We start from the raw sequence: 24,929 nt of genomic DNA, 5'->3' as shown, positions 1-24,929 counted from the left end.
CAAGGCTATTACCGTATTTTTAGTTACCTTGCTCTTGGGTCTGAACCTCTTGGTCTTGAGTAAGATCACCTTTATTTTTATTCCGATTTTTGAGTTTGCAGGAGCTGTCATGTTGCCAGTCATTATTTCTGGTTTGCTCTATTACTTGCTCAATCCTATTGTCGACTTTCTTGAAAGAAAAGGTCTTAAGCGGATTTTTGCGATTTCCTTCGTCTTTTTCTTGATTGCAGTGCTCTTAATCTGGGGTCTGGCTGTCGTGATTCCAGCTGTCCAACGACAAGTGGTGAGTTTCTTTCATAACCTGCCAACTTATTTGGAGAAGGCCAATGCAACCATCGACGATTTTCTAGACAATCGCGTCTCCTCAGATATCAAACCTCAGTTGGATGAGATCACAAAGGAATTGTCTGCAAACATTACTTCTTGGGCTAGTTCGATCTCTGGGCGGGCTGTCAATTTGGTCAGCAACTTGATCGGAGTTGCTTCGCAAGTCATCGTTGCCTTAATCATCATGCCTTTTATTGTCTTTTATCTTCTGCGAGATGGAAAAAATTTAAAGGGTCACATTGTTCGCTTCTTACCGACAAAGATTCGTAAATCGGCTGAACAAGTTCTCTCAGATGTCAATACCCAGCTCTCCAATTATGTTCGAGGGCAAATTACGGTAGCCATTGTCGTCGCCATTATGTTTATCCTCTTCTTTAAGATCATTGGCTTACGTTATGCGGTGACACTTGGGATCTCTGCGGGGATCTTGAATTTGATCCCTTACTTGGGTAGTTTCTTAGCCATGTTACCTGCTTTAGTCTTAGGCTTGGTAGCAGGACCAGAGATGTTTATCAAGGTCTTAATTGTATTTGCAGTGGAGCAAACTATTGAAGGACGTTTCGTATCACCTTTGGTTTTGGGAAGCCAGTTAAATATCCATCCGATTACCATTTTATTTGTGCTTTTGACGTCAGGATCTATGTTTGGAATCTGGGGAGTTTTCCTTGGTATTCCGGTCTATGCGTCTGCTAAGGTCGTTATTGGAGCTGTCTTTGAATGGTATAAGGTCGTCAGTGGCTTGTATGAAGAACACAATGAAGTAGAAGAGGAAACACAGAGTGAGTCATAGTCAACAAATGGTAGAGGCTCTTGATCAGCAAGAGCTAAATGAAGCAGAAGTTCAATTTCAAAAAGCCTTGTTAGAAGATAGTGAAGCGCAACTATTGGATTTGGGTCAATATCTTGAAAGTATTGGTTTTTACCCTCAGGCAAAAGAGGTTTATGAACAGATTGCAGAAACCTATCCAGAAGTATATCTGAGTTTGGCAACCATCCTTGCAGAGGAAGGGCAAACGGAAGAGGCCTTTGCATATTTAGAAGAAATTGGCCCTGAGTCTAACTGGTATGTAGCCAGTCTCTTGGTCAAGGCTGATCTCTATCAGCTGGAAGGTCTCGCAGATGTGGCGCGTGAAAAATTAGTTGAAGCAGCCAGTCTGTCTGATGATCCGATCATTCAATTAGGGCTTGCAGAAATTGATCTGGAATTGGAACGCTACCAAGAGGCTATCCAAGAGTATGCCCAGTTGGACAATCGGGAGATTTTGGAAGCGACGGGGATCTCTACCTATCAACGGATTGGTTTTGCCTATGCCAATCTTGGTAAGTTTGAAGCAGCTGTGCCCTTCTTAGAGAAAGCTCTGGAGATTGAGTTTGATGACCAGATTGCCTACGAATTGGCGACCTTATTGTCTGATCAAGAAGAATACCAAAAAGCCCTGATCTACTACAAACAAATTGACACCTTGTCGCCTGATTTTGAAGGCTATGAGTACGGGTATGCCTTGGCCTTACAGGCAGAAAATGACCGTGAAAAAGCGCTTGAAATCGCCAAACAAGGGATTGAGAAGAATCCATTTGATGCACAGTTGAAGCTCCTTGCCTCTCAGCTTTCTTATGAGCTCCACCAGCCTGAACAGGCAGAAACTTATCTGTTGGAAGCTAAAGAAGTGGCAGATGATCTCGAAGAGATTGCTCTTCGCCTCACTACCCTTTATTTAGAACAGGAGCGTTTTGACGAAGTCTTAGATTGGCAAAATGAAGAAGTCGAAACGGTTGTCACCCGTTGGAACATTGCCCGTGCTTTGGCTGCCTTAGAGAAAACAGAAGAAGCCGTATCAGCCTACCAAGAGCTCTATGAGGACTTGAAGGACAATCCAGAATTCCTCGAAACCTATGTGTATCTGTTGCGTGAAGCTGGCGATGTGACAAGGGCGCGTGAAGTGGCCAATCAGTATTTGGCGATCGTACCAGACGATGTGCAGATGCAAACCATCTATGATAGCCTCTAATAAAACCATATCGTGAAGTTTCGGAACAGTTTGTGGTATACTGGTAGAAGATAGAATGAGGAGAGAAAAACATGGAACCAGTGAAACTTTTTCAATACAATACCTTGGGTGCCCTAATGGCGGGTCTGTACGGGGGTTCATTTACGATTGGAGAACTCTTGGAACATGGGGATCTAGGAGTTGGAACGCTTGATTCTATTGATGGAGAGTTGATCGTATTAGATGGAAAGGCTTATCAGGCTAAGGGATCAGGCGACCATCCTGAAATTGTCGAAGTTTCTCCTGATGCCAAGGTTCCTTATGCAGCAGTTGTTCCTCACCAAGCAGAAGTGATTTTCCGTCAACGCTTTGAAATGACGGATGAGGAATTGGAAGCTCGTATTGAGTCTTATTACGATGGCGAAAATCTTTTTCGCTCCATTAAGATTCGTGGTGACTTTGTCAAGATGCATGTCCGTATGATTCCAAAATCAACACCAGAGATGAAGTTTGCAGAGGTTGCAACCCATCAGCCAGAGTATACACGGGAAAATGTCACAGGGACCATCGTCGGTTTTTGGACACCAGAAATTTTCCATGGCGTGAGTGTGGCAGGATACCATTTGCACTTTATTTCAGATGACCACACCTTTGGTGGCCATGTGATGGATTTTGTCATCTCAGAAGGGATTGTAGAGGTGGGGGCTATCGATCAGCTGGATCAACGTTTCCCAGTCCAAGACCGTCAGTACCTCTTTGCCAAATTCAATGTCGATGAGGTCAAAGAAGACATCAATAAAGCAGAATAAAAGGTTGAGCGTCGCTCAACCTTTCGTATTGAAGATAATGTTATTTAAGAAACTTTCCTTAGGTGAGAACGGACGTCAGCGAACTTCAAAGAAGTTCCATGACTAATTAAGATACAGAGGGCGTTTGCGGATAAAGTCAAAATAGGAAGTTTGACGCAGAATTTTTTGATTCTAGGAGAACTTATCTTTTTGACACAATCCGCAGCCCGAGTTCAATTAGTTTTGGCCCCCTTCGCTTTTATATTTCTAGGCTTAGGCTAAAACAGTTCCCCGAACTGTTTTACTCCCAAAACTCCCGAGTGCTAGAAACAAGATTGTTTCTAGCACTTTTCTCACAGCGGAAAGTTTCAATATATATTGAATGAGCCTAAAAGTATACCTCATTTTGTTTTTTCAACATACTTAGAATGTGACTTTCAGTCCGTCTCGCTCCGTTAGGTGCGAGACAAAAAAACCACCCGTTTGACGGGTGGTCATGATTTTTGAAATCAGTCTGTTAGTTTCATGGCTTTGATTTTTTCTTCTTCTGGGGTAACCCGCAGAGTCTTCTGGCCGGTATAGGTAACAAAGCCTGGTTTTCCGCCGGTTGGTTTATTGAGTTTCTTGGCTTCGATCATATCGACTTGGACCAGATTTGAGAGACGGGCCTTGGAATAGTAGGCGGCCAACTCTGCGGCATCGGTCTTCACTTCATCCGTCGGATCGAGATTTCCTGTAATGACGACATGGCTGCCTGGGATATCTTTGGCATGGAACCAGAGTTCGTCTTTTTTAGCGATCTTAAAGGTCAGTTCATCGTTTTGCAGATTATTGCGACCCACTAAAATGATGGTTTTGCCATCACTAGCCAGGTATTTTTCTGGTTTTTTCCGTTTATGGATTTTTTCTCGATTGCGCCGTTTGATAAAGCCGGTCTGGATCAGCTCTTCACGAATCTCTGCCACCTCAGCCAGGCTCGCTTGAGAAAGGGCCGTTTCAACCGTTTCAAGATAAGAAATGGTTTCCTTGGTTTCTTGAATGAGGATGGTCAAATGTTTGACGGCTTCTTTTAACTTCTGGTAGCGTTTGAAATAGCGTTGGGCATTTTGGTTGGGGGTCAGAGCCTTGTTGAGTTGGATTGTGATGGGTTCGTTGGTATAGTAATTGTCCAGGACAACCTGGTCTTGGTCGTTTGGTACCTGATGGAGGAAAGTTGTCAGCAATTCTCCTTTTTGGCGGAACTCCTCTGCATTGTCGGTCGCTGCTAACTCGGCTTCTTGCTTGGCTAATTTTTTCCGGTTCTTTTCAAGATCGTTTTCGACCTTGCGGATCAATTCACTGGCCTGTTGTTGCACCCGATCGCGCTCAGCCTTGTCTCGGTAATAGTCATCTAGCAGATCTGAAAGTGTTTCAAACGTTTGACTGGTCGCATCTGAAAAGGGGATAGCCGAGAAGGATTTGGTCGTTAGGCGAGGCTCAGAAGGTGCTTTGAAAAAGGCACGGAAGGTCTTTAATTTTTCATCTGTCTCGAGTCGCTTGGCTAATTCTTGAGCTGTATCTCGCCCCAAACCTTGGAAACATTTTTGAAGGTTTTTGGGGCTTAACTCTTCCTTGTGAAGAAGGGCGAAGAGGGCTTCATCTCCAATCGTAAAAGGATTGACCGCATCTGTCTTTGGAGGTGCAATATAGGTTGATCCAGGGAGAATGGTCCGGTAGCTATTTTGTGAGAAGCCGACATGTTTGATGGCTTCGATGATTTTATTGCTGGTACGGTCTAGGAGAATAATATTACTGTGCTTGCCCATGATTTCGATCATGAGGCTGACAGAAATGGCATCTCCAATTTCGTTTTTATTGGAGACACGGATTTCAAGAATCCGGTCGTTCTCCATTTGCTCAATTCCTTCAATGACAGCGCCTTGGAGATATTTGCGCATGACCATGATAAAGGTATTGGGAAAGGCAGGATTTTCAAAGTTGGTCTGGGTTAGTTGGATTCGCCCGAAGACAGAATGGGCAGAGAGCAAAAGTTTTTGGTTTTTCCGATTACCTCGGATTTGGAGCACCAATTCCTGCTCGAAGGGTTGGTTAATTTTTTGAATGCGACCACTCAAGAGTTGGGCCTTCAATTCTTGCACCATATGGTGTAAAAAAAATCCATCAAAAGACATGGGATTCCTCATCATTCTAGCTGTTATTCTAGTAAATTATATCAAAAATAGACCGGAAATCCCAGAAAGAAGCAAGCCGATATAAAATAGAAAATGCGAACGTTTCCAAAAAAATGTTGAAAAAGTATTGACATTTTTGAAAGAAAACTTTAAAATGTAAGAAATTAGAAAAGTAGTAAATGAAAGTTTCAAGAGAGCCCACGGTTGCTGAGAGTGGGTAGCGGCAGTTTATGAAATTGGACTAATGATGAGATGAATTTGAAACAATAAAAATTCGGTTGGCACACCTTATCGTGCAACTTGTTGATAGACAAGACAGAGATATGGGAGGAGACTATCCTTTTCCCATAAGTGAGGTGGCACCGCGATGACACGTCCTCACATAGCTTTTGCTATGTGTGGGCGTGTTTTTTGTTTTAGATGAGAAGGGAGAAGCAGATATGAAGAAACGATGGCGTCGCAGTCTTTAGGTTGATCGAAAGAAAAAAGAATAAAAAATAATAGAAGAGGTAGTAAAATGAAAAATAAACGCTTAATGGGAATTATTGGATTAATTGCAGCAGCAGTCATTGGGACAGCGATCTATTCAGCTACAGCAGGTAAGGACAACAAGGCAGCAAGTAGCAATGAAAAGGCTAAAGTTGGGGTCTTGCAGTTGGTCAGCCACCCTTCGCTCGACCTGATCTACAAGGGAATTCAAGATGGCCTAGCTGAAGAAGGCTACGACAAAGACAAGGTAGAGATTGATTTCCTCAATGCGGAAGGGGACCAAAACAAGGTTGCAACCATGAGTAAGCAATTGGCAGAAAAAGATAATCAAGTTTTGGTTGGAATTGCAACTCCATCAGCTCAAGGTTTGGCTAGTGCTACAAAAGACAAACCAATCGTCATGGGAGCTGTAACCGATCCAGTCGGCGCAAACTTGGTTAAAGATTTGAAGAAACCAGGTGGCAATATCACAGGGGTATCTGACCATAATCCAACGGAGCAACAATTGAAATTGATCAAAGAGTTGACTCCAAACGTAAAAACAATCGGGGTTCTTTACTCAACCAGTGAAGATAACTCAAAATCTCAAGTAGAGGAATTTACAAAATTGGCTGAAAAAGCAGGCTACAAGGTGGTTCCTTACTCTGTACCTTCAACAAACGAAGTTGCTTCAACAGTTTCTGTCATGACTGGTAAAGTCGATGCCATCTGGGTTCCAATCGATAATACCATCGCATCAGCCTTCTCAACTGTTGTTGAAGCCAATAAAGATGCTAAAAAACCAATCTTCCCAAGTGCAACGGCCATGGTCGAAGCAGGTGGTTTAGGATCTGTGGTTGTTGACCAGCATGATCTTGGAGTGGCAACTGGTAAAATGGCTGCGAAAATCCTGAAAGGTCAAAAACCTGCAGACACACCTGTAGAAATCTTTAGCCAAGGAAAATCTGTCATCAATAAAAAAGTCGCAGATGAATTGGGCATTACTATTCCAGAATCTGTCTTGAAAGATGCTGGACAAGTCATTAAATAAAAAGAAAACGAATCACAAGAGTGGCAGGAGAATTTGGCTTGGATAGGTCTTTTAATCGGGATCTTTGAGGAGAAAGAAATGAAAGTCAAGCTAACGGATCTTCATCCGACCCAACTATACTTATCAGAAAAGAAGTTACAAGCTATCCAGATGCTGGATCAGTCGGCAGAAATCATCAAAGTGGATCCAATTAGTATTTTGGCATTTGGAGATGGCTTCTTGATTACAGACGGCCATCACAGGGCTTATCAAGCTTTATTGGCTGGACGGGATACGATTTCTGCTGAGTTTGATAGAGATGGTGGCGATGAATTGTATGCTCTCTATGCGCAAGCTTGCGAGGAAAGAAAGATAACCTCTGTTTTGGATTTAAAACATCGTATCTTACCTCAAGATGAGTATGAAGCAAAATGGTATAACTGGTGTGATGGTTTTAACCAAGCAGCAACTCTTCTATTGAGAAGGAAAGCAGATGAAACCGACCAGGCAAATAGATAATGCATTACGTCCTGTTCCTTCTTCTATTGAAATTAGTCTCATCTAACTTGTTTTTTAACTAAAAATCTGATAAACTAAATAGTAATTGAATAGAAATCTGCAAGACTAGTACCTCAAGGGAAGTGCGACAGGGAGAAGAGCCGTGACTGAAAGCTCTTTGCATGAAAGCTGAGTGAATTCACTTGCGTAAAGGATTTAGAAATTAAGGTCTGGTTTACGGATAAAAAACGGATGGTACCGCGTGTCAACGCTCCGAATGTGGGTGTTGGCGCGTGGTTTTTTCTATGTCTGTAGAGGGACCATGATGGAGGAAATATGTCAACGATTGAAGAACAATTAAAAGCGCTTCGTGAAGAAACGCTGGCAGCTTTGAAGCAGATTTCTGCTGAAAATGAAAAAGAATTGCAAGAACTACGGGTCTCTGTCCTTGGGAAAAAAGGATCTCTGACTGAGATTCTCAAAGGGATGAAAGATATCTCTGCTGAGATGCGTCCAGTTATCGGGAAACACGTCAATGAAGCCCGCGATGTCTTGACGGCTGCCTTTGAAGAAACAACCAAACTTTTGGAAGAAAAGAAAGTCCAAGCTAAACTAGCGAGTGAAAGTATCGATGTGACGCTTCCAGGTCGTCCGGTTGCTAGTGGTTACCGTCATATCTTGACCCAAACCAGTGAAGAAATCGAAGATATCTTTATCGGGATGGGCTACCAAGTCGTGGACGGCTTTGAAGTAGAGCAAGACTATTACAACTTTGAACGCATGAATCTGCCTAAAGATCACCCAGCGCGGGATATGCAGGATACTTTCTATATCACAGAAGAAATCTTGCTTCGGACCCATACCTCACCAGTACAGGCGCGTGCCATGGATGCACATGATTTTAGCAAGGGACCTTTGAAAATGATCTCTCCAGGGCGTGTTTTCCGTCGGGATACAGATGATGCGACCCACAGCCACCAGTTCCATCAGATTGAAGGTTTGGTCGTTGGGAAGAACATTTCTATGGCAGACCTCCAAGGAACGCTTCAGTTGATCGTGCAAAAGATGTTTGGTGCAGAACGCCAAATCCGTCTGCGTCCTTCTTACTTCCCATTTACCGAGCCATCTGTTGAGGTCGATGTCTCTTGCTTCAAATGTGGTGGTGCTGGATGTAACGTATGTAAGAAAACTGGTTGGATTGAAATCATGGGAGCCGGTATGGTTCACCCACGCGTCCTTGAGATGAGTGGTATTGACCCAACAATCTATTCAGGATTTGCCTTTGGACTTGGTCAGGAGCGTGTGGCTATGCTTCGTTACGGAATCAATGATATCCGTGGCTTCTATCAAGGAGATGTTCGCTTCTCAGAACAGTTTAAATAATTATGTTAGTTAGAGTAAAAATCGACCAGGCACAGACCTTACGTGACCTAGAGGTGGAAACCTACCGGGATACCTTTGGTCCCTATATTGTTGAGAAAGATTTGGAAGATTACTTCTCTACAGTGCTCTCTTTGAAGCAAATTGAGAAGGATCTGTTAGATCCAGAATCCGAAACCTATTTTGTCCTCAATGAAGATCAAGAAATCTGTGGTTTTCTCAAGATCAACTTGGGGCAAGCGCAGACGGAACCAGTAGAGATGGACAAGTCCTTTGAGATCCAACGGATCTATGTCAAAAAGGAATGGCATGGGGCTGGTTTTGGCAAGGAAATGTTTAGCTTTGCGCTGGATCAAGCCAAGAGCCGTGGCTTTGAGTGGGCTTGGCTAGGTGTCTGGGAACGCAATTTTAAGGCGCAAGATTTTTACTATCGCTTTGGATTTGAACGATTTAGTGAACACCAGTATATCACTGGAGATACCGTGGATACAGACTGGTTGTTGAGAAAGAAATTGATCTAGAAGGAACGAGAAACTTCTATTCTAGAGAAGGGGAGGTTATGGGACCTACCTAAGCTAGCCTCGAGCTGGAAAACACAAAATGAAAGGATCAAAACGAGGGTGGATGGAGATCTAGGAAAGATATCTAGATTTCAGCATTGCCCTTGGTATCTTACATATGTTAGTTAGTTATAAATGGTTAAAAGAATTGGTGGACATTGATGTGCCATCACAAGAGTTGGCTGAAAAAATGTCAACAACAGGGATCGAAGTAGAAGGTGTGGAATCACCTGCTGCTGGTCTCTCAAAAATTGTCGTCGGAGAAGTCTTGTCTTGTGAAGATGTGCCAGAAACTCATCTTCATGTCTGCCAAGTCAATGTGGGTGAAGAAGAAGCCCGTCAAATCGTCTGTGGAGCACCAAATGTGCGTGCAGGCATCAAGGTTATGGTGGCTCTTCCAGGTGCTCGCATTGCTGATAACTACAAGATTAAAAAAGGGAAAATCCGTGGCTTAGAGTCACTCGGGATGATCTGTTCACTTGGTGAATTGGGCATTTCTGACTCCGTTGTACCGAAAGAATTTGCAGATGGCATCCAAATCTTGCCAGAAAATGCTATTCCAGGTGAGGAAGTCTTCTCCTATCTAGACTTGGATGATGAAATCATCGAACTTTCTATCACGCCAAACCGTGCAGATGCTCTTTCTATGCGTGGGGTAGCGCACGAAGTAGCCGCTATCTATGACAAGGCAGTCAACTTTAAGGAATTCAGTTTAACAGAAACAGACCAAGCTGCAGCAGATGCTCTTTCTGTCAGCATTGACACAGACAAGGCACCCTACTATGCGGCTCGTATCTTGGACAATGTGACCATCGCACCAAGTCCACAATGGTTGCAAAACCTCCTCATGAACGAAGGCATCCGTCCGATTAATAATGTTGTCGACGTGACCAACTATATCCTTCTTTACTTTGGTCAACCAATGCATGCCTTTGACTTGGACACCTTTGAAGGAAATGACATCCGTGTGCGTGAGGCGCGTGCTGGTGAGAAATTAGTGACCTTGGATGGGGAAGAGCGTGAGTTGGAAACAACTGATTTAGTGATTACTGTTGCTGACAAACCAGTAGCCCTTGCAGGTGTCATGGGTGGACAAGCTACAGAAATCTCTGAAAAGTCTACTCGTGTCGTTCTTGAAGCTGCTGTCTTCAATGGCAAATCTATCCGTAAGACAAGTGGTCGTCTCAACCTTCGTTCTGAATCATCTTCTCGCTTTGAAAAAGGCATCAATGTGGCAACCGTTAATGAAGCCCTTGATGCAGCAGCAAGCATGATTGCGGAATTGGCTGGCGCGACAGTGCGTAAGGGAATCGTTTCAGCAGGCCAGTTGGATACATCTGATGTAGAAGTTTCTTCTACTCTTGCAGACGTTAACCGTGTCCTTGGTACTGAACTTTCCTACGCGGATGTAGAGGATGTCTTCCGTCGTCTTGGATTTGGCCTTTCTGGAAATGCAGAAGCCTTCACAGTTAGCGTTCCACGTCGCCGTTGGGACATCACTATCGAGGCAGACCTCTTTGAAGAAATCGCTCGTATCTATGGTTATGACCGCTTGCCAACTAGTCTTCCAAAAGATGATGGAACAGCCGGTGAATTGACTGCGACACAAAAACTCCGCCGTCAAGTTCGTACCATTGCAGAAGGAGCAGGTCTGACAGAAATCATCACCTACGCTCTGACAACTCCTGAAAAAGCAGTCGAGTTTACGATTCAGTCAAGTCATTTGACAGAATTGATGTGGCCAATGACTGTGGACCGTTCAGTCCTCCGTCAAAATATGGTTTCTGGTATCCTTGATACAGTTGCCTACAACGTAGCGCGTAAGAACAAAGACTTGGCTCTTTACGAGATTGGAAAAGTTTTTGAGCAAACGGGTAATCCAAAAGAAGACTTACCAAATGAAATCAACAGCTTTGCCTTTGCCTTGACTGGTTTAGTCGCTGAAAAAGACTTCCAGACTCCAGCTGTTCCAGTTGATTTCTTCTATGCTAAGGGAATTTTGGAAGCCCTCTTTGCTCGCTTGGGTCTTGAAGTGACTTATACAGCAACCTCTGAAATCGCTAGCCTTCACCCAGGACGTACAGCCTTGCTCTCACTTGGTGACCAGGTGATTGGGGTCTTGGGGCAAGTGCATCCTGTAACAGCTAAGTCTTATGATATCCCAGAAACCTATGTGGCAGAATTGAACTTATCTGCTATTGAGGCAGCCCTTCAACCAGCCGCAGCCTTTGTGGAAATTACTAAATTCCCAGCAGTCAGCCGTGATATCGCCCTTCTCCTCAAAGCAGAAGTGACTCACCAAGAGGTGGTTGATGCCATTCAAGCTGCTGGCGTGAAACGTTTGACAGCTATCAAACTCTTTGACGTCTTCTCAGGTGAAAAACTAGGACTTGGCATGAAGTCAATGGCCTACAGCTTGACCTTCCAAAATCCAGAAGATAGCTTGACAGACGAAGAAGTCGCACGCTACATGGAAAAAATCCAAGCTTCACTAGAAGAAAAAGTAAACGCAGAAGTGCGCTAAATTGTAAAAAGATGAAACAGTTGAGAATTTCTCAACTGTTTTTTTCTTCCAGGATTTGCAAGTTATAGGCCTTAAAACCCTATAAAAATAAAGAAATTCCTTTAAGTACTCAAAATATACATGTCAACCATCTTTCTATTTTTGACAAATATTTTTATTTTTTTGTAAAATATACTTGTCAAAAAGAAAAAGAAGTGTTACAATGATTTCAGTTGAAATAAGAGGAGGTTTTCTTATGGGAGCCGTGTGGATTATTTTTATCCCTTTTCTGCTTATATTTTATGCAAGCTCAGAAAAGAAGATAAAAAGGTTGAACAAACGCATTAGACGATTAGAAAAACAAGTGAAAGGAAATCAAGACATGTCTAGACTTTTAGAAGAATTGAAAGGCCAAACGGCCACTGTTACAGTGAGTGGTGTTGGATTCGAGTATGAAATTTTGGATATCGACGAAGATTGGGTCAAACTGACTCGTGTGAATAATAAACAACAAAGAGAGACAAAATTAGTTCGCATCGAAGATAATCAAGGGATTCAACTATAAGGGGGCGAAAGCCATGATCTTAAAAAATCGACTGAAAGAGCTGAGGGCGCGTGATGGGCTCAACCAATCTGAGCTAGCCAAGCTAGCAGGAGTCTCGCGCCAGTCCATCAGTCTCTTGGAGCGGGGTGAATACACCCCCTCGGTTATCATTGCCATCACCATCGCCCAGATTTTCAAGGAACCGGTGGAGAATGTTTTTAGTCTAGTAGAGGGAGAAGAATAAAAATGAAAAAGCGACAACAAGAACGATCTGATCGTTACCGTTTTTGGAGAAATGTGGGAATCATCACAGTTTCCTTTTTGATCGGAGGAGTCATCGGATTTTTGACAGTGATGTTTGGATCCAAAAAGCCCCTAGAAATCCAATCCTTCTTTAGTAAAGAGGTGCTCCTTTTGGGCTCAGTAGTTTTATTCTTGGTCGTGTTTATGATCACGATGATCCTATTGATGCGGGTAAGTAAACTTCATTACAAGATTCTCCATATAGAAGACGAGGATGAAGCTTATCACTATGATATCCAGAAGGAAAAACTGTATGGGTTAGCGACCATCTTTAAAGGAATCATGATCTTGCCATACTTTTTTATTATCATCTTTTATATTCAATTGGTGTATTTGGATAAACCTGCGGCTTTTATCTTTGGACCTTTTACCATACTCTATCTTTTTCTTGCCTTGATTGTCCTATTTTTCCTAGTGGGTATCTTCTATCGTAAGACCTTTAACTTGGTTTACGGGAAACCGATTCCCCGCAATGCCGATGCCAAGGAAATGCGTGAATTTATGATGAGTATGATGGATGAGGCAGAAAAACAGATAAACTACGAGGAAAATTTCGAAGTGGTGATTAAGTTAAGCAATTATATCTTGCCGAGCCTTCTCCTTGCTCTCCTAATTATTGGGATCGCCTTCCAGGCGGATATTCTTTTGGCTTTGTTCGTCGTATCCATTCTCTATATTTATATCCTTATTTCACAATACAAAATTACCAAACGTTATTATAAAGAGTAAAGGAGTCATCCATGTTAGAAATTAGAAATTTAGAAAAAAGCTTTGGGAATAAGCAGGTCTTGTTCGGCATTGACTTGACTGCGAAAAAAGGATCCATCTTAGGTTTGATCGGGAAGAACGGAGCAGGGAAGACCACCATCTTCCATAGTATCCTCCGCTTCCTTGACTACAGTGGCGATATCCAATTGGATGGCAAAGCAATCAGTCAAGAAACCTATAAGGAAATTGGTTACCTGCCAGAAGAGCGGAGCCTCATGCCTAAGTTGACCATCTATGAGCAAGTCCGTTATTTGGCTGCTTTGAAAGGAATGAGCACCGCAGAGGTCAAGGAGAAACTTCCAATCTGGATGGAAAAACTCCAAGTAAAAGGGAAATTAACCGATAAGATCAAGAGCCTCTCAAAAGGGAATCAACAAAAGGTTCAATTGATTATTACCATGATCCATGAGCCAAAATTGATCATCTTGGATGAGCCTTTTAGTGGACTGGATCCTGTCAATACAGAAGTGCTCAAGCAGGTCATCTTTGAAGAAAAAGAACGCGGTGCGACTATTATCTTCTCGGACCATGTCATGACCAATGTGGAAGAACTCTGTGATGAGTTAGTTATGATCCGTGATGGATCTGTGATTCTCTCAGGTCCCGTACAAGAAGTTCGGAATAGCTTTGGCAAGACTCGTCTCTTCGTATCCAATGACTTCAGTAAAGAAGAGTTGGAAGTATTGCCTCATGTGACCAAGGTGACCATGACCAAGCAAGGTCTATGGAAGTTGGTATTGGATGATGAGACAGCAGGTCCAGATCTCTTTGACCAGTTGACCAAGGGTCGCTATCTGGCAACCTTTGACCAACAAGCCCCAACCATTGATGAAATCTTTAAACTAGAATCAGGAGTAGAAGTATGAAACAGATGCTGATTGTTATCAAAGAAACTTATTTACGCCAAGTGAAATCATGGAGCTTTTTCCTGATGGTTCTTTCTCCCTTTCTCTTCATTGGATTGACGATCGGAATAAACTACTTCGTTGGCTCATCTACCTCTGCTAAAAGCAACATTGCCTTGATTACAGATCAAGCTCCTGTCAAGGAAGGCTTGAAAGGAACCGATGGCTTGACCTTTGACTATAAGGATGAAGCAGCAGCTAAGAAGGCCATGAAAGAGGAAGAAATTAAGGGAATCCTCACAGTTGAAGAAAAGGATGGCCAGCTAGAGGCTCGCTACCAGAGTGAGGATGCCATGAAGCAAGATTTCAAATCAATCGTCATGGCAAAATTGAGTCAGGTCCAACAAATGCTTAATGTTTCTAAGGCAAACTTAAGCCAAGAGCAGTTAACAGCCCTTTCTCAACAGGTCTCATTGACTGAAAAAATTGATGAGAAGAAAGAAGGCTTGAAAATGGTGCAGACCATGGTAGCTGGAGGAATCGGTTTTCTTCTCTACATGATTCTGATCTTTTATTCAAGTATCACTGCTCAAGAGGTAGCTAGTGAAAAAGGAACCAAGATCATGGAAGTGGTCTTCTCAAGCATTCGCGCAACTCACTATTTCTATGCTCGTATGATTGGTCTTTTCGGAGTGATTTTTACCCATATTGGTATCTATGCAGTAGGCTTAGGAGGCGTTTGGATCTTTAGAGATTCTATTCCTCTTGTGAAAGATATTTTATCACCAGACTCTCCTATTACTCAACATATTGGACAATCCATTTCCTTGAATACCTTCTTCTTTATCATTCTCGGAATCTTCATGTACGTTGTTCTCTCAGCTTTCCTAGGCTCAACAGTTGCTCGTCCTGAAGATACAGGGAAGGCCCTCTCTCCTTTGATGATGTTGGTGATGGTTGGATTCTTTGGAGTGACTACCTTGGGTAGCGCAGGTGATGTTCCTCTTTTGAAGATTGGATCTTACATTCCATTCATTTCAACCTTCTTCATGCCATTCCGTACCATCAATGGCTATGCAAGTGGACTTGAGTCATGGGGGTCATTCGGAATCGCCTTGGCCTTCACGCTCCTCGGCACCATGATCATTGGAAAAATCTATTCTAGCCTCATCTTACAAACGGATGACCTAGGCTTGGTCAAAACAGTCAAAAAAGCTTTGAGTTATCGCTAAAAGAGACACCTTCAGTGGATACTGGGGGTGTTTTGCTCTGTGAAATCATTGCTGTTTGGTCTTCTTTCCTTTATAATGAAGGAAGAATGAAAAGGAGGCGGACATGAACTATATTGAGTTTGCTGAAAATGAGCGTCTGTCCACGATTGTCCTTGGGATGATGCGGATCAGTCAGATGAGTGAAGATAAGGTGGAGGCCTTGGTGGAGGCAGCCTTGTCGATTGGGATTAACACCTTTGACCTAGCGGATATCTATGGCGATGGCCAGTGTGAGGTCCTGCTGGGGAAGGTTCTCAATCGCCGTCCGGATCTTCGGGATCAGATGTGGATCCAGTCCAAGTGTGGGATTCGCAAAGACGGCTTTACCTATTTTGATTTTTCGAAGGACTATATTTTGGATTCTGTCGGTGGCATCCTCGAGCGTCTGCAGATCGAGCGCTTAGATAGTCTCCTCCTTCACCGACCGGATGCCCTCATGGAGCCGGAAGAAGTGGCGGCAGCTTTTGATCACTTGGAGCAAGCGGGCAAGGTCCGTCATTTTGGGGTGTCCAATCAAAATCCTATGATGATGGAATTGCTTAAGACGGCTGTTAAACAACCACTCAAGGTCAACCAGCTGCAGCTGAGTGCTGCCTTTACACCGAGCTTTGAAGCTGGCTTTCATGTCAATATGGAAGGACCTAAAGCAGCCGTGCGAGATGGCAGTGTCTTTGAGTATTGTCGCTTAACTGATACGGTGATTCAGGCCTGGTCTGTCCTCCAGCATGGCTTTTTCAAGGGGAATTTTGTCGGCCAGGAAGAGTTTGCGGCTCTGAATCACGTCCTCAATGACTTGGCGAAAAAATACCAGGTCACTCCGACAGCTATCGCCCTTGCCTGGGTCCTTCGCTACCCAGGTAAGACGCAGGCGGTCATCGGAACGACCAAGCCCCAGCATGTTCTTGAAGCAGGGAAAGCGGCAACAGTCACCCTAACCCGCAAGGAATGGTATCAAATCTACTTGGCGGCGGGAAATGATTTGCCTTAGAATCTTGTTAGTAAACCAGATTCCATTCTTATCGGTGGTCTGGTTTTTTTGTGGTTTTCAGTTTTTTCTTGACAAGTCTTTCTTTTTTATGGTATTCTTTTATGCAACAAGTGTTGCGCAACGAACGTTGCGCGAAAGGAGTCTTATGCCACCCAAGGTTAAATTTAGTAAAGAGGCTATCATTGGGACAGCTTTACAATTGGTGAGAGAAGAGGGCATGGCTAGCTTGACAGCTCGAGCATTAGCGGAGCAACTGGGAGCCACACCGAGAGTCATTTTTGGGCAATTTGACAATATGGCTGAGTTACAAGCAGAGGTTATTGGTGCTGCGGAAATGGTCGTGGTGGAGTATATTCGCAAAGCCTTAGAAGATGAGAAACCTTTCCGATCTGTTGGGGTTGCTTATATTCTTTTCGCCTCAAAAGAGCCCCAACTCTTTCAATTGCTTTTCCAAAATCCTAGCAAAGATCCGATTCGTCGCTTTCAAGATTTTCTTCCCATGAAGGATCATAGCTACCAATTGGTTCTGGAATCGATTGTCGCAGACTATCCATTGACGTTAGAGGAAGCTAGTCGCTTGTACCAGCATTTATTTATCTACTCACACGGAATGGCCTCTATGGTTGCTTCTGGTATTTATCAGTTCAGCATGGAAGAAGTGATTGGTTTATTGACAGAAGTTTGTCAATCTCTCATCAAGAAAATGGTAGGAAAGAAATGATTCAACTAGAAAATGTTCACAAAAGTTACGGACAAACAAAGGTCTTAAAAGGGATTAATCTGCAGATTCAAGACCAGGATGATGTGGTTATCCTGGGACCTTCTGGATCAGGAAAGTCAACCCTCTTAAACGTGTTATCCGGATTAGAAAAGGTAGACGAGGGGCATATCCTCATTCAAGGACAGGATTTGTCTCAACTCACAGATGCTCAATTGACGGCCTTTAGACGTGAGAAGATAGCCTTTATTTTTCAGCAGTATTATTTATTGCCGAATCTCACGGTTAGACAGAATGTTAAGATGGGAGCTGACCTTGCAAACAATCATGATTTTTTGCAGATCATCGAGGATTTGGGGCTTGGTGATAAGCTGGACAAGTATCCAAGTGAATTGTCTGGTGGAGAACAGCAGAGAGTCTCCATTGCTCGGGCCTTGGCCAAAAAGCCAGAGATTCTTTTCTTAGATGAGCCGACGGGGGCCCTGGATGAAGAAACAGGGCGCAAGATTCTCGACTATATCTGGAAGTTGAAGGAAAAGCTAGGCTTTACCCTCATTATGGTGACGCACAACCAAAATATTGCGGATATGGCCAGAACCATCATTCGCGTCAATAGTGGCAAGATTACCCAAGTTGTGATCAACGATCAGCCTCAGACTGCCTATGAGATTGGATGGTAAGCCATGTTTTCAGTAAAAGATATTCGAAAATTAGTTGTCGTCAGTATCATTGGAGCTTGTGCGGTCTTTGTGGCCAATCTCTTCTTGAATTTTTATCTGGATATCGAGCGGTTGGAGATTTCGAAAACCAATCCCATGATTCAGACCTACTATAATGCCCAGGTTTCGCTATCTTGGATGGTGGCCATGGTCAGTGGGGTTGTCTTGTCCTTGACGTCGATCATTCTCATGTGTTTTTATATCAAACAATTTGTCGATGACCACAAGGAACAATTAGGGATTTTAAAGGCTTTAGGCTATAGCAATGGCCAGTTGGCGAAACGATTTTGGGCTTTTGGACTCAGTTTTGGAGCTGGAGCACTTCTTGGCTATTTCGCTTCTTTTCTTATGATGGATCATTTTTATGACTTTCGCAATGAGAAGGGGATTTTGCCAGACATTACCATTCATTTTCACTGGCAGCTCTTAGTTGCTTTGGTGATACTGCCAACGACTTTCTTTATGGTCCTTGCGATTGGCTATGCTAGAAGGCAACTACAAACGCCGGCCCTTCGCTTATTGAAAAAATCTCCAAAACCGATTAAGGTCAAAAGGAGAAAAAGAGCTCCTATGAAAGAGAAATCCTTCCTAAAAGAGCTGTCTTCGTCGCTGATTTGGGGGAGAAAATCGATCTTGTTTTTTGTGGTCTTTGGCTCTATGTGTTTTGCGGCCATGGTTCAATTGTCCTTTGGCCTCAGGGATTACACAGATGATATCATCCAAACCATGATGATCATGATTGGCTTAATCCTCTCTTTCTCGATTCTCTTTTTGTCATTGGGGATTGTGGTCTCAGAAAGCCGCGAAACCTTGGCTCTTATGAAGGCTTTTGGCTACACCGATCGTGAATGCCAAAGTCATATTCTCGCTCCCTATCGTTTTTGGGCCTATCTAGGATTTGTTTTAGGGACGGTTTACCAATACGGTATCATGGAAATCTTGATCGGTGTGATCAAAGATACGGTTCCTGAAAAGATTGAGCATCACTTTGATGGGAATGTGTGCTTCTGGACTTTGATCGGTTTTGCTGTGGTTTATGAAAGCCTCTTTTATCTATCCAACAGAAAACTTCAAAAGCAAACCATCAAAGAAGTGCTCTTAGCTGAATAAATAGAAAAGAGAGTGGGACAGAAATTGGTAATTCGTTAGAATTCGATTTCGTCGTCCCACCTCCGCACAGTTGAGTAGGGCTGTAAAAGCTGATGAAATCAGCGTAGTAGAGCCCACTCAACCACTGCGTCTTGCTCGACAATCTAAAGACAATTGAGAGGCCAGGACTTTTGTCCCAGCCTTTTTTGCTTGTAATAAATGATTGACAGGGAGAGCCTTTTCCGCTATTCTAAGGGAATAAAAGAAATGAAGGAGAGACAGCATGAAACGGAGTTATTGGCAGGACCTGAAGGGGGCCTTTTACTTGATCTGGCGCAACAAATGGTCCTTTATTGCAATTGGGATTTTGCTTCAATTTGTCGTGGGGGTTGGGGCTGCCGCCTTGAGCTGGGTCTTTCATCTGGCTGTTTTACTTGCGGGTCAGGCCAACATTGATAAGAACAATCTTGCCTCTGTTATGAGCCATCCCTTGAGCTTGCTGGCTTTTTTGGTCTTTATCATGGTCTTTGCTTTCTTGTTTATGTTGGAGATGCGGACCCTGATTTCGGTCATTTACCTATCGCGAACCGATCGGCACTTGTCCTTTAAAAAGGTGCTAGGCCAATCATTTGGTCGCTTGAAGGATCTAGCGGGGAGAAACCTGCTTTACTTTCTGCTCTATCTCCTTTTGACCTTGCCTGTCGCAGGGGTCTTGATTGGATCGACCCTGACAGATGGGCTTTCTATTCCAACCTTTATCACAGGAGAGTTTGAAAAGACCACGATCGGCTCCATCGGGCTCTTTGTAGTGCAGCTGACCCTTCTCTATCTCAATCTTCGCCTCATCTATACAGTTCCCAACCTCGTGGTGGAGGAGCTTCCATTTGGTCGTGCCTTGAAAAAAAGCTGGAGCATGACCAAAAGAGGAAGCTTTCGTCTCTTATGGAGAATTCTGTCCTTTGAGTTTCTCTTAACCTTTCTAGGGATTTTGCTGGTCTTGGGTCTGGTCTTTACCTTGACGGTGATCGATAAAGAGGGGCAGTATTTCTGGGTGGAGACCATCTTTTTGGTCTTGATTCGGACCTTCTTGTTTATTTTTACAGTCTTGACAAAGGTGGGGTCGCTCGGCATTATCTTGGATTCTGCATGGGAAGTACCGAGCCGATCGGTCATGCGCTCGAAAGGCAGTCGAAAGATGAAGGGGCTCTTTGCCCTGACAGTAGTCTTTCTCATGGTCCAATCGGGGATCTCAGCTTTTGAACTGGCAACCCTAAAGGTGAATGACCAGATCAAGCTCATCGCCCATCGAGGAGATGTCTCTAAAGGGGTAGAAAATTCCCTGGAAGCCTTAGAAGCAGCAGCCAAGGAAAAGGCAGCTTATGTAGAGATGGACATTCTTCTCACTAAGGACCATCAATTTGTAGTCATGCATGACTACAATCTCAAGCGCCTTGCTGGGGTGGATAAGGATGTGAAAGACATGACCCTGGCTGAGGTGCAAGGCCTCAAGATTCAACAGGATGGGCACACAAGTCATATCCCTTCATTTGAGGAATATGTCAAACGGGCCAAAGAATTGAAGATAAAGCTCTTGGTCGAGCTTAAGCCCCATGGTGGAGAACCTGCTAACTATGTGGATCTCTTCGTCCAGAAGATGCGGGACTTGGGAGTTGAAAAAGACTATCCGGCTATGTCTTTGGATCTGTCGGTCATGGAAAAAGTCGAGAAGAAAGCCCCTGAGATCAAGACTGGCTATGTCATTCCCATTCAATTTGGCAGTTTTGGAAATGATTCAGTCGACTTCTTTGCGATTGAAGACTTTTCTTATCAGGAGGATTTAGTGACTCAGGCCCATGAGATGAAAAAAGAGCTCTATGTCTGGACCATCAATGACAAGCAAAAGTTGACCAAGTATTTGCAACAACCCATTGATGGCTTGATTACGGATGAATTGACAGAGGCACAAAGACTGAAAAAGGATTTGAAACAAAACAAGTCCTACTTTGATCGCTTCTTAAATCTTGTTGCTACGTCTAAAGCAGAATAATGCCTGATTTGTCTGTAGGGTCCTTCAAAATAGGAGGGCCTTTTATATTGGATAAATAGAATTGCTGAAACTGGCTAAAATCTTGCATTTTTTAGGAATTTGGTTTACAATTGAAACTATTCAATGCACAGTCCCTAGGGTCTTTCCCTCAGGGAATTTTGTGTGTTTTGACCTATTTTCGGTGGAAATAAGATTTGCTTCTACCGCAAGAAAAAGTATGAATAACATTGGAGGTAATAATGATTCGATCCTTAATTTCCGAGATCAAAGAATTTAAGAAGCCCTCGATTTTGGCTTCCTTGTTCATGGTCTTTGAAGTCATGTTTGAGATTTCGATTCCCTTTGTCATGGCGAGTCTTTTGGACCAGGGTGTTCAACAAAGAAACATGAACAATATTTTGTTTTACGGTGGGCTCATGCTGGTCTGTGCCTTTCTCTCCCTCTTTTGTGGAATGCAGTCTGCCCGTTATGGCGCCTATGCTTCGGCTGGTTTTGCCAAAAACCTTCGTCGAGCCATTTTCAAAAAGGTTCAAACTTTCTCGTTTGAAAATATTGACCAGTTCTCATCTGGAGGTCTGGTCACTCGGATGATGACCGACGTAACCAATGTGCAGAATGCTTATCAAATGGTCATCCGGATCTGTGTACGGGCACCGCTCAATTTGATTTTTGCCATTGCGGCCTGTTTCTTGATCAACCCGGAAATGGCTATGATCTTTGTCTATGTGACCATCTTTTTGGCAGCTGTCCTAAGCATCATCATGAAGATTGTGTATCCTCTCTTTACAGAAGTGTTTGAATCCTATGACAATCTTAACAACAGCATTCAGGAAAACATTACCAATATGCGAGTGGTTAAGTCCTACGTTAAAGAAGCCGACGAAACGGTTAAATTCCAAAAAGCTTCCCGCCGGATTTACAACATGTTTATGAAGGCAATCCGTATCGTTGTCTTTAGTAGCCCAGCTATGATGCTTTCCATGTATGCTTCCTTCCTTTTGATCTCTTGGATTGGGGCACATCTGATCGTTGGTGGCCAACTCTCTACTGGGAATTTGACCTCTATGTTTAGCTACACCATGACCATTCTCATGTCGCTGATGATGTTTATGATGATCTTTGTCATGTTGTCGATTTCCATGGCCTCGGTCGAGCGGATCAATGAAGTCTTGACGACCAAAGCGACCATTGTCTCTCCAGAAAATGGGATCAAAGAAGTTGCAGATGGATCGATCAACTTTGAGGATGTGACTTTTGCCTATACCGATGAAAATGGCGACAAGACCCATGTCTTGCAAGGCATTAATCTTTCCATTCGTTCAGGAGAAGTCATTGGCATCTTGGGAGGAACAGGATCAGGGAAATCGAGCTTGGTGCAGTTGATTCCTCGTCTCTATGATGTTGAGTCTGGTCGAGTGACAGTAGCAGGTCACGATGTCAAAGAATACGACCTTGATTCCCTTCGTAAGCAAGTGGCGATGGTTCTTCAAACCAATGTCCTTTTCTCTGGTACGATTAAAGAGAATATGCGCTGGGGGAATAAAGATGCGACGGATGAAGAGATTATCGAAGCCTGTAAGATTGCCCAAGCCGATGAATTTATTCAAGATTTCAAAGAGGGTTATGCCACCATGATTGAGCGTGGGGGATCCAACGTCTCCGGTGGCCAACGTCAACGTCTCTGTATCGCGCGTGCTCTCCTCATGAATCCAAAGATCTTGATCTTGGATGATTCAACTTCTGCGGTCGATACCAAGACCGACAGTTTGATTCGTCAAGGATTGGCAAGAAGCTTGAAAGAGACCACTAAAATCATCATTGGTCAACGAATCTCCTCTATTCAAGATGCAGATCGTATTATCGTCATGAATGATGGTCAGATTGATGCCATCGGTCGTCACGAGGAATTGCTTGCCAATAATGCCATCTACCAAGAAGTATATGAAATGCAAACACAAGGGAAAGGAGTAGCTGATGAAAACTAAGAAAAAAGCAAATCTAGGCTCGCTCCTTCGCCTACTGGATTTCCTTTGGAAAAACTACAAGCTATCCTTGATTGTTTCCTTTATCTTGATCATTCTATCGTCTCTTGCGACGGTCAATGTGACAGCTTCTATTCAGTCCTTGGTCGATGTCTATGTGGAGCCCATGTTAACGTCAAACAGCCATGATTTCGGACCGCTCTTGTCCTTCTTGACACGGGTTGGTTTGATCTGTTTGATCGGGGTCCTTGCTAACTATGGCTTTACCTTGATTATGGCGACGGTTTCCCAAGATGCGCTTAGAAGCCTTCGAAATCAGTTGTTTGCGCGCATGCAAAAACTACCCGTTCGTTACTTTGATACCCACCAACACGGGGATATCATGTCCATCTATACCAATGATATTGATGCCCTTCGTCAAGCGATTGAACAATCCATTCCTCAACTCTTATCCTCAGCGATTACCATCCTTGGAGTGGCGATCACCATGCTGACAGTGAGTCCGCTCTTGTTCTTGATTGTCCTTATGATGCTTGTCGTAATGTTCTATGTCATGAAGAATGTCTCTAGCAAGTCAGGTCGTTACTTTGGGGCCCAACAAAAAAACTTGGGGATTGAAAATGGATTTATTGAAGAAATGATGACTGGTCAGAAAGTGGTTAAGGCCTTTGTGCACGAATCTGAAAGCATTGAAGATTTTGATCGGATCAATGACCAGCTCTTTGAATCCTCTTATCTAGCCAATCGCTATGCCAATGTCCTCATGCCAATTCTTGGGAACTTGGGAAATGTTTCCTTTGTTCTGACGGCCTTGATCGGTGGCCTCTTTGCCCTGAACAGTATCGGTGGTTTAACCATTGGTGGTCTCATGGCCTTTCTGCAATTGAACCGCTCCTTTACTGGTCCGATTGCTCAGGTTTCTCAACAATTGAACTTCGTCCTCATGGCCTTAGCTGGTGGTGATCGTATCTTTGATCTCTTGGATGAGGAAGAAGAAGTCGACCAAGGAAAAGTGACGCTGGTCAATTATGAACTGGTCGACGGAGAAATGGTCGAAACCGATCAGAAAACCAACAAGTGGGCTTGGAAACACCCTCGTCCAAATGGAGATTACCAGCTTGTCAAGATGGTCGGAAATGTGGTCTTTGATGATGTTGATTTCTCTTATGATGGGAAAAAACAAATCCTTCATGGCATCAATCTCTATGCGGATAAGGGTCAAAAAGTGGCCTTTGTCGGAGCGACTGGTGCAGGGAAGACAACCATCACCAACTTGATCAACCGATTCTATGATATCCAATCCGGAATGATCACCTATGATGGGATCGATATCAAATTGATTGAGAAAGATTCTCTTCGTCGTTCTCTCGGAATCGTTCTTCAAGATACCCACTTATTCACTGGTACGATTGCAGAAAACATCGCTTACGGCCGTGCTGATGCAACGCGGGAGGAGATCCTTGAGGCGGCTCGGATTGCCAATGTGGATTCCTTTGTTAAGCATTTGGATCAGGGCTATGAAACGGTCTTGACGGATGATGGGGCTGGTCTATCAAACGGTCAACGACAATTGATCGCCATTGCCCGTGCAGCCCTTGCCAATGCGCCAGTCTTGATCCTGGACGAAGCGACGTCTTCGATTGACTCTCGGACAGAGAAGATGGTGCAAGAAGGGATGGACCGACTGATGGAAGGTCGGACAGTCTTTGTCATTGCCCACCGTCTGTCGACGATTGTCAATTCCGATGTCATCATGGTGATGGACCATGGACGCATCATCGAGCGAGGCAACCATGCTTCCTTGATGGCAGAAAAAGGAACCTATCACCGTTTGTACACCGGTGGACTTGAAATTGATTAAGATAAAAAAGCTTGAGCGTTGGCTCAGACTTTTTGAATGTAGACAAACTATTTTAAAATAAGTTAAGCGATTCTGCAAAAA

The 24,929-nt window shown here is 43.6% G+C and carries 21 protein-coding genes and 1 other annotated feature; of the genes, 20 read left to right on the top strand and 1 reads right to left on the bottom strand.

What is annotated here, in order from left to right:
- The 3 genes from AB5Y61_RS07165 to budA all read left to right on the top strand — a co-directional run.
- On the top strand, positions 1-1,117 hold a 1,117-nt coding region (locus tag AB5Y61_RS07165), incomplete at its 5' end, for an AI-2E family transporter (RefSeq protein ID WP_368403671.1).
- Complete coding sequence (locus AB5Y61_RS07160) at positions 1,107-2,336, top strand: tetratricopeptide repeat protein (protein ID WP_368403670.1); 1,230 nt, start codon at positions 1,107-1,109, stop codon at positions 2,334-2,336. The genes AB5Y61_RS07165 and AB5Y61_RS07160, both read left to right, overlap by 11 nt.
- 71 nt (positions 2,337-2,407) lie before the next feature.
- Positions 2,408-3,124 carry an acetolactate decarboxylase gene (budA, locus tag AB5Y61_RS07155; RefSeq protein ID WP_049486420.1) on the top strand — a complete coding sequence of 239 codons (717 nt, stop codon included), beginning with the start codon at positions 2,408-2,410 and terminating at the stop codon, positions 3,122-3,124.
- A 488-nt stretch (positions 3,125-3,612) separates the two neighbouring features.
- On the opposite strand, the gene AB5Y61_RS07150 is transcribed toward budA, so the two are convergent.
- Positions 3,613-5,274 (bottom strand): NFACT family protein, encoded by a 1,662-nt coding sequence (locus tag AB5Y61_RS07150; protein ID WP_368403669.1) that lies wholly within the window; start codon positions 5,272-5,274, stop codon positions 3,613-3,615.
- 150 nt (positions 5,275-5,424) lie between these two features.
- Positions 5,425-5,657 (top strand) — a binding site (T-box leader).
- Between the two features lie 134 nt (positions 5,658-5,791).
- On the opposite strand from AB5Y61_RS07150, the gene trpX reads away from it, so the two are divergent.
- The 17 genes from trpX (at position 5,792) to AB5Y61_RS07065 (ending at position 24,848) form a co-directional block, all read left to right on the top strand.
- A complete protein-coding gene (gene trpX / locus AB5Y61_RS07145) occupies positions 5,792-6,793 on the top strand; it encodes a tryptophan ABC transporter substrate-binding protein (protein WP_368403668.1) in 1,002 nt (333 codons plus the stop codon).
- 78 nt (positions 6,794-6,871) lie between these two features.
- Positions 6,872-7,291: a chromosome partitioning protein ParB gene (locus tag AB5Y61_RS07140; protein WP_368403667.1), complete on the top strand. Its 420-nt coding sequence runs from the start codon at positions 6,872-6,874 to the stop codon at positions 7,289-7,291.
- 315 nt (positions 7,292-7,606) lie between these two features.
- Complete coding sequence (pheS, locus tag AB5Y61_RS07135) at positions 7,607-8,653, top strand: phenylalanine--tRNA ligase subunit alpha (RefSeq protein WP_368403666.1); 1,047 nt, start codon at positions 7,607-7,609, stop codon at positions 8,651-8,653.
- Positions 8,654-8,655: 2 nt separating this feature from the next.
- Positions 8,656-9,171: a GNAT family N-acetyltransferase gene (locus tag AB5Y61_RS07130; RefSeq protein ID WP_368403665.1), complete on the top strand. Its 516-nt coding sequence runs from the start codon at positions 8,656-8,658 to the stop codon at positions 9,169-9,171.
- Positions 9,172-9,328: 157 nt separating this feature from the next.
- Positions 9,329-11,734, top strand: coding sequence for a phenylalanine--tRNA ligase subunit beta (gene pheT, locus AB5Y61_RS07125; protein WP_368403664.1), 2,406 nt, complete (start codon positions 9,329-9,331; stop codon positions 11,732-11,734).
- Positions 11,735-11,969: 235 nt separating this feature from the next.
- Complete coding sequence (locus AB5Y61_RS07120; protein ID WP_368403673.1) at positions 11,970-12,278, top strand: hypothetical protein; 309 nt, start codon at positions 11,970-11,972, stop codon at positions 12,276-12,278.
- A gap of 13 nt (positions 12,279-12,291) precedes the next feature.
- Entirely contained in the window at positions 12,292-12,501 is a 210-nt protein-coding gene (locus AB5Y61_RS07115; RefSeq protein WP_003002675.1) for a helix-turn-helix transcriptional regulator, read from the top strand.
- Positions 12,502-12,503: 2 nt separating this feature from the next.
- The gene (locus AB5Y61_RS07110) at positions 12,504-13,289 is read left to right on the top strand and encodes a DUF3169 family protein (RefSeq protein WP_368403663.1); all 786 of its coding nucleotides are present in this window, start codon (positions 12,504-12,506) and stop codon (positions 13,287-13,289) included.
- 11 nt (positions 13,290-13,300) lie between these two features.
- On the top strand, positions 13,301-14,194 hold the full coding sequence (locus AB5Y61_RS07105; RefSeq protein ID WP_368403662.1) for an ABC transporter ATP-binding protein: 894 nt from the start codon (positions 13,301-13,303) through the stop codon (positions 14,192-14,194).
- Positions 14,191-15,405, top strand: a complete 1,215-nt coding sequence (locus tag AB5Y61_RS07100) for an ABC transporter permease (protein ID WP_368403661.1) — start codon at positions 14,191-14,193, stop codon at positions 15,403-15,405. The genes AB5Y61_RS07105 and AB5Y61_RS07100 overlap by 4 nt, the downstream gene beginning before the upstream one ends.
- Before the next feature lie 103 nt (positions 15,406-15,508).
- Positions 15,509-16,432, top strand: coding sequence for an aldo/keto reductase family oxidoreductase (locus AB5Y61_RS07095; RefSeq protein WP_368403660.1), 924 nt, complete (start codon positions 15,509-15,511; stop codon positions 16,430-16,432).
- A 145-nt stretch (positions 16,433-16,577) separates the two neighbouring features.
- Positions 16,578-17,153 carry a TetR/AcrR family transcriptional regulator gene (locus tag AB5Y61_RS07090; protein ID WP_368403659.1) on the top strand — a complete coding sequence of 192 codons (576 nt, stop codon included), beginning with the start codon at positions 16,578-16,580 and terminating at the stop codon, positions 17,151-17,153.
- On the top strand, positions 17,150-17,830 hold the full coding sequence (locus tag AB5Y61_RS07085) for an ABC transporter ATP-binding protein (RefSeq protein WP_368403658.1): 681 nt from the start codon (positions 17,150-17,152) through the stop codon (positions 17,828-17,830). Before AB5Y61_RS07090 ends, AB5Y61_RS07085 begins: the two co-directional genes overlap by 4 nt.
- A 3-nt stretch (positions 17,831-17,833) precedes the next feature.
- Complete coding sequence (locus AB5Y61_RS07080; RefSeq protein ID WP_368403657.1) at positions 17,834-18,979, top strand: FtsX-like permease family protein; 1,146 nt, start codon at positions 17,834-17,836, stop codon at positions 18,977-18,979.
- A gap of 262 nt (positions 18,980-19,241) precedes the next feature.
- On the top strand, positions 19,242-21,005 hold the full coding sequence (locus AB5Y61_RS07075) for a glycerophosphoryl diester phosphodiesterase membrane domain-containing protein (protein WP_368403656.1): 1,764 nt from the start codon (positions 19,242-19,244) through the stop codon (positions 21,003-21,005).
- A gap of 239 nt (positions 21,006-21,244) precedes the next feature.
- Positions 21,245-22,990 carry an ABC transporter ATP-binding protein gene (locus tag AB5Y61_RS07070; RefSeq protein WP_368403655.1) on the top strand — a complete coding sequence of 582 codons (1,746 nt, stop codon included), beginning with the start codon at positions 21,245-21,247 and terminating at the stop codon, positions 22,988-22,990.
- Positions 22,980-24,848: an ABC transporter ATP-binding protein gene (locus tag AB5Y61_RS07065; protein WP_368403654.1), complete on the top strand. Its 1,869-nt coding sequence runs from the start codon at positions 22,980-22,982 to the stop codon at positions 24,846-24,848. The genes AB5Y61_RS07070 and AB5Y61_RS07065 overlap by 11 nt, the downstream gene beginning before the upstream one ends.
- Positions 24,849-24,929 lie beyond the last annotated feature (81 nt).

This window comes from Streptococcus parasanguinis (assembly GCF_040908565.1).
In the GTDB taxonomy this organism is placed as follows: domain Bacteria; phylum Bacillota; class Bacilli; order Lactobacillales; family Streptococcaceae; genus Streptococcus; species Streptococcus parasanguinis_AC.
This window is presented reverse-complemented; position numbering and strand designations above follow the sequence as displayed.

What these genes read in the sequence shown, in the direction of transcription:
- budA (WP_049486420.1), top strand. Translation starts at nt 2,408, where the DNA reads ATGGAACCAGTGAAACTTTTTCAATACAATACCTTGGGTGCCCTAATG.
- AB5Y61_RS07150 (WP_368403669.1), bottom strand. Translation starts at nt 5,274, where the DNA reads ATGTCTTTTGATGGATTTTTTTTACACCATATGGTGCAAGAATTGAAG.
- trpX (WP_368403668.1), top strand. Translation starts at nt 5,792, where the DNA reads ATGAAAAATAAACGCTTAATGGGAATTATTGGATTAATTGCAGCAGCA.
- AB5Y61_RS07140 (WP_368403667.1), top strand. Translation starts at nt 6,872, where the DNA reads ATGAAAGTCAAGCTAACGGATCTTCATCCGACCCAACTATACTTATCA.
- pheS (WP_368403666.1), top strand. Translation starts at nt 7,607, where the DNA reads ATGTCAACGATTGAAGAACAATTAAAAGCGCTTCGTGAAGAAACGCTG.
- AB5Y61_RS07130 (WP_368403665.1), top strand. Translation starts at nt 8,656, where the DNA reads ATGTTAGTTAGAGTAAAAATCGACCAGGCACAGACCTTACGTGACCTA.
- pheT (WP_368403664.1), top strand. Translation starts at nt 9,329, where the DNA reads ATGTTAGTTAGTTATAAATGGTTAAAAGAATTGGTGGACATTGATGTG.
- AB5Y61_RS07120 (WP_368403673.1), top strand. Translation starts at nt 11,970, where the DNA reads ATGGGAGCCGTGTGGATTATTTTTATCCCTTTTCTGCTTATATTTTAT.
- AB5Y61_RS07115 (WP_003002675.1), top strand. Translation starts at nt 12,292, where the DNA reads ATGATCTTAAAAAATCGACTGAAAGAGCTGAGGGCGCGTGATGGGCTC.
- AB5Y61_RS07110 (WP_368403663.1), top strand. Translation starts at nt 12,504, where the DNA reads ATGAAAAAGCGACAACAAGAACGATCTGATCGTTACCGTTTTTGGAGA.
- AB5Y61_RS07105 (WP_368403662.1), top strand. Translation starts at nt 13,301, where the DNA reads ATGTTAGAAATTAGAAATTTAGAAAAAAGCTTTGGGAATAAGCAGGTC.
- AB5Y61_RS07100 (WP_368403661.1), top strand. Translation starts at nt 14,191, where the DNA reads ATGAAACAGATGCTGATTGTTATCAAAGAAACTTATTTACGCCAAGTG.
- AB5Y61_RS07095 (WP_368403660.1), top strand. Translation starts at nt 15,509, where the DNA reads ATGAACTATATTGAGTTTGCTGAAAATGAGCGTCTGTCCACGATTGTC.
- AB5Y61_RS07090 (WP_368403659.1), top strand. Translation starts at nt 16,578, where the DNA reads ATGCCACCCAAGGTTAAATTTAGTAAAGAGGCTATCATTGGGACAGCT.
- AB5Y61_RS07085 (WP_368403658.1), top strand. Translation starts at nt 17,150, where the DNA reads ATGATTCAACTAGAAAATGTTCACAAAAGTTACGGACAAACAAAGGTC.
- AB5Y61_RS07080 (WP_368403657.1), top strand. Translation starts at nt 17,834, where the DNA reads ATGTTTTCAGTAAAAGATATTCGAAAATTAGTTGTCGTCAGTATCATT.
- AB5Y61_RS07075 (WP_368403656.1), top strand. Translation starts at nt 19,242, where the DNA reads ATGAAACGGAGTTATTGGCAGGACCTGAAGGGGGCCTTTTACTTGATC.
- AB5Y61_RS07070 (WP_368403655.1), top strand. Translation starts at nt 21,245, where the DNA reads ATGATTCGATCCTTAATTTCCGAGATCAAAGAATTTAAGAAGCCCTCG.
- AB5Y61_RS07065 (WP_368403654.1), top strand. Translation starts at nt 22,980, where the DNA reads ATGAAAACTAAGAAAAAAGCAAATCTAGGCTCGCTCCTTCGCCTACTG.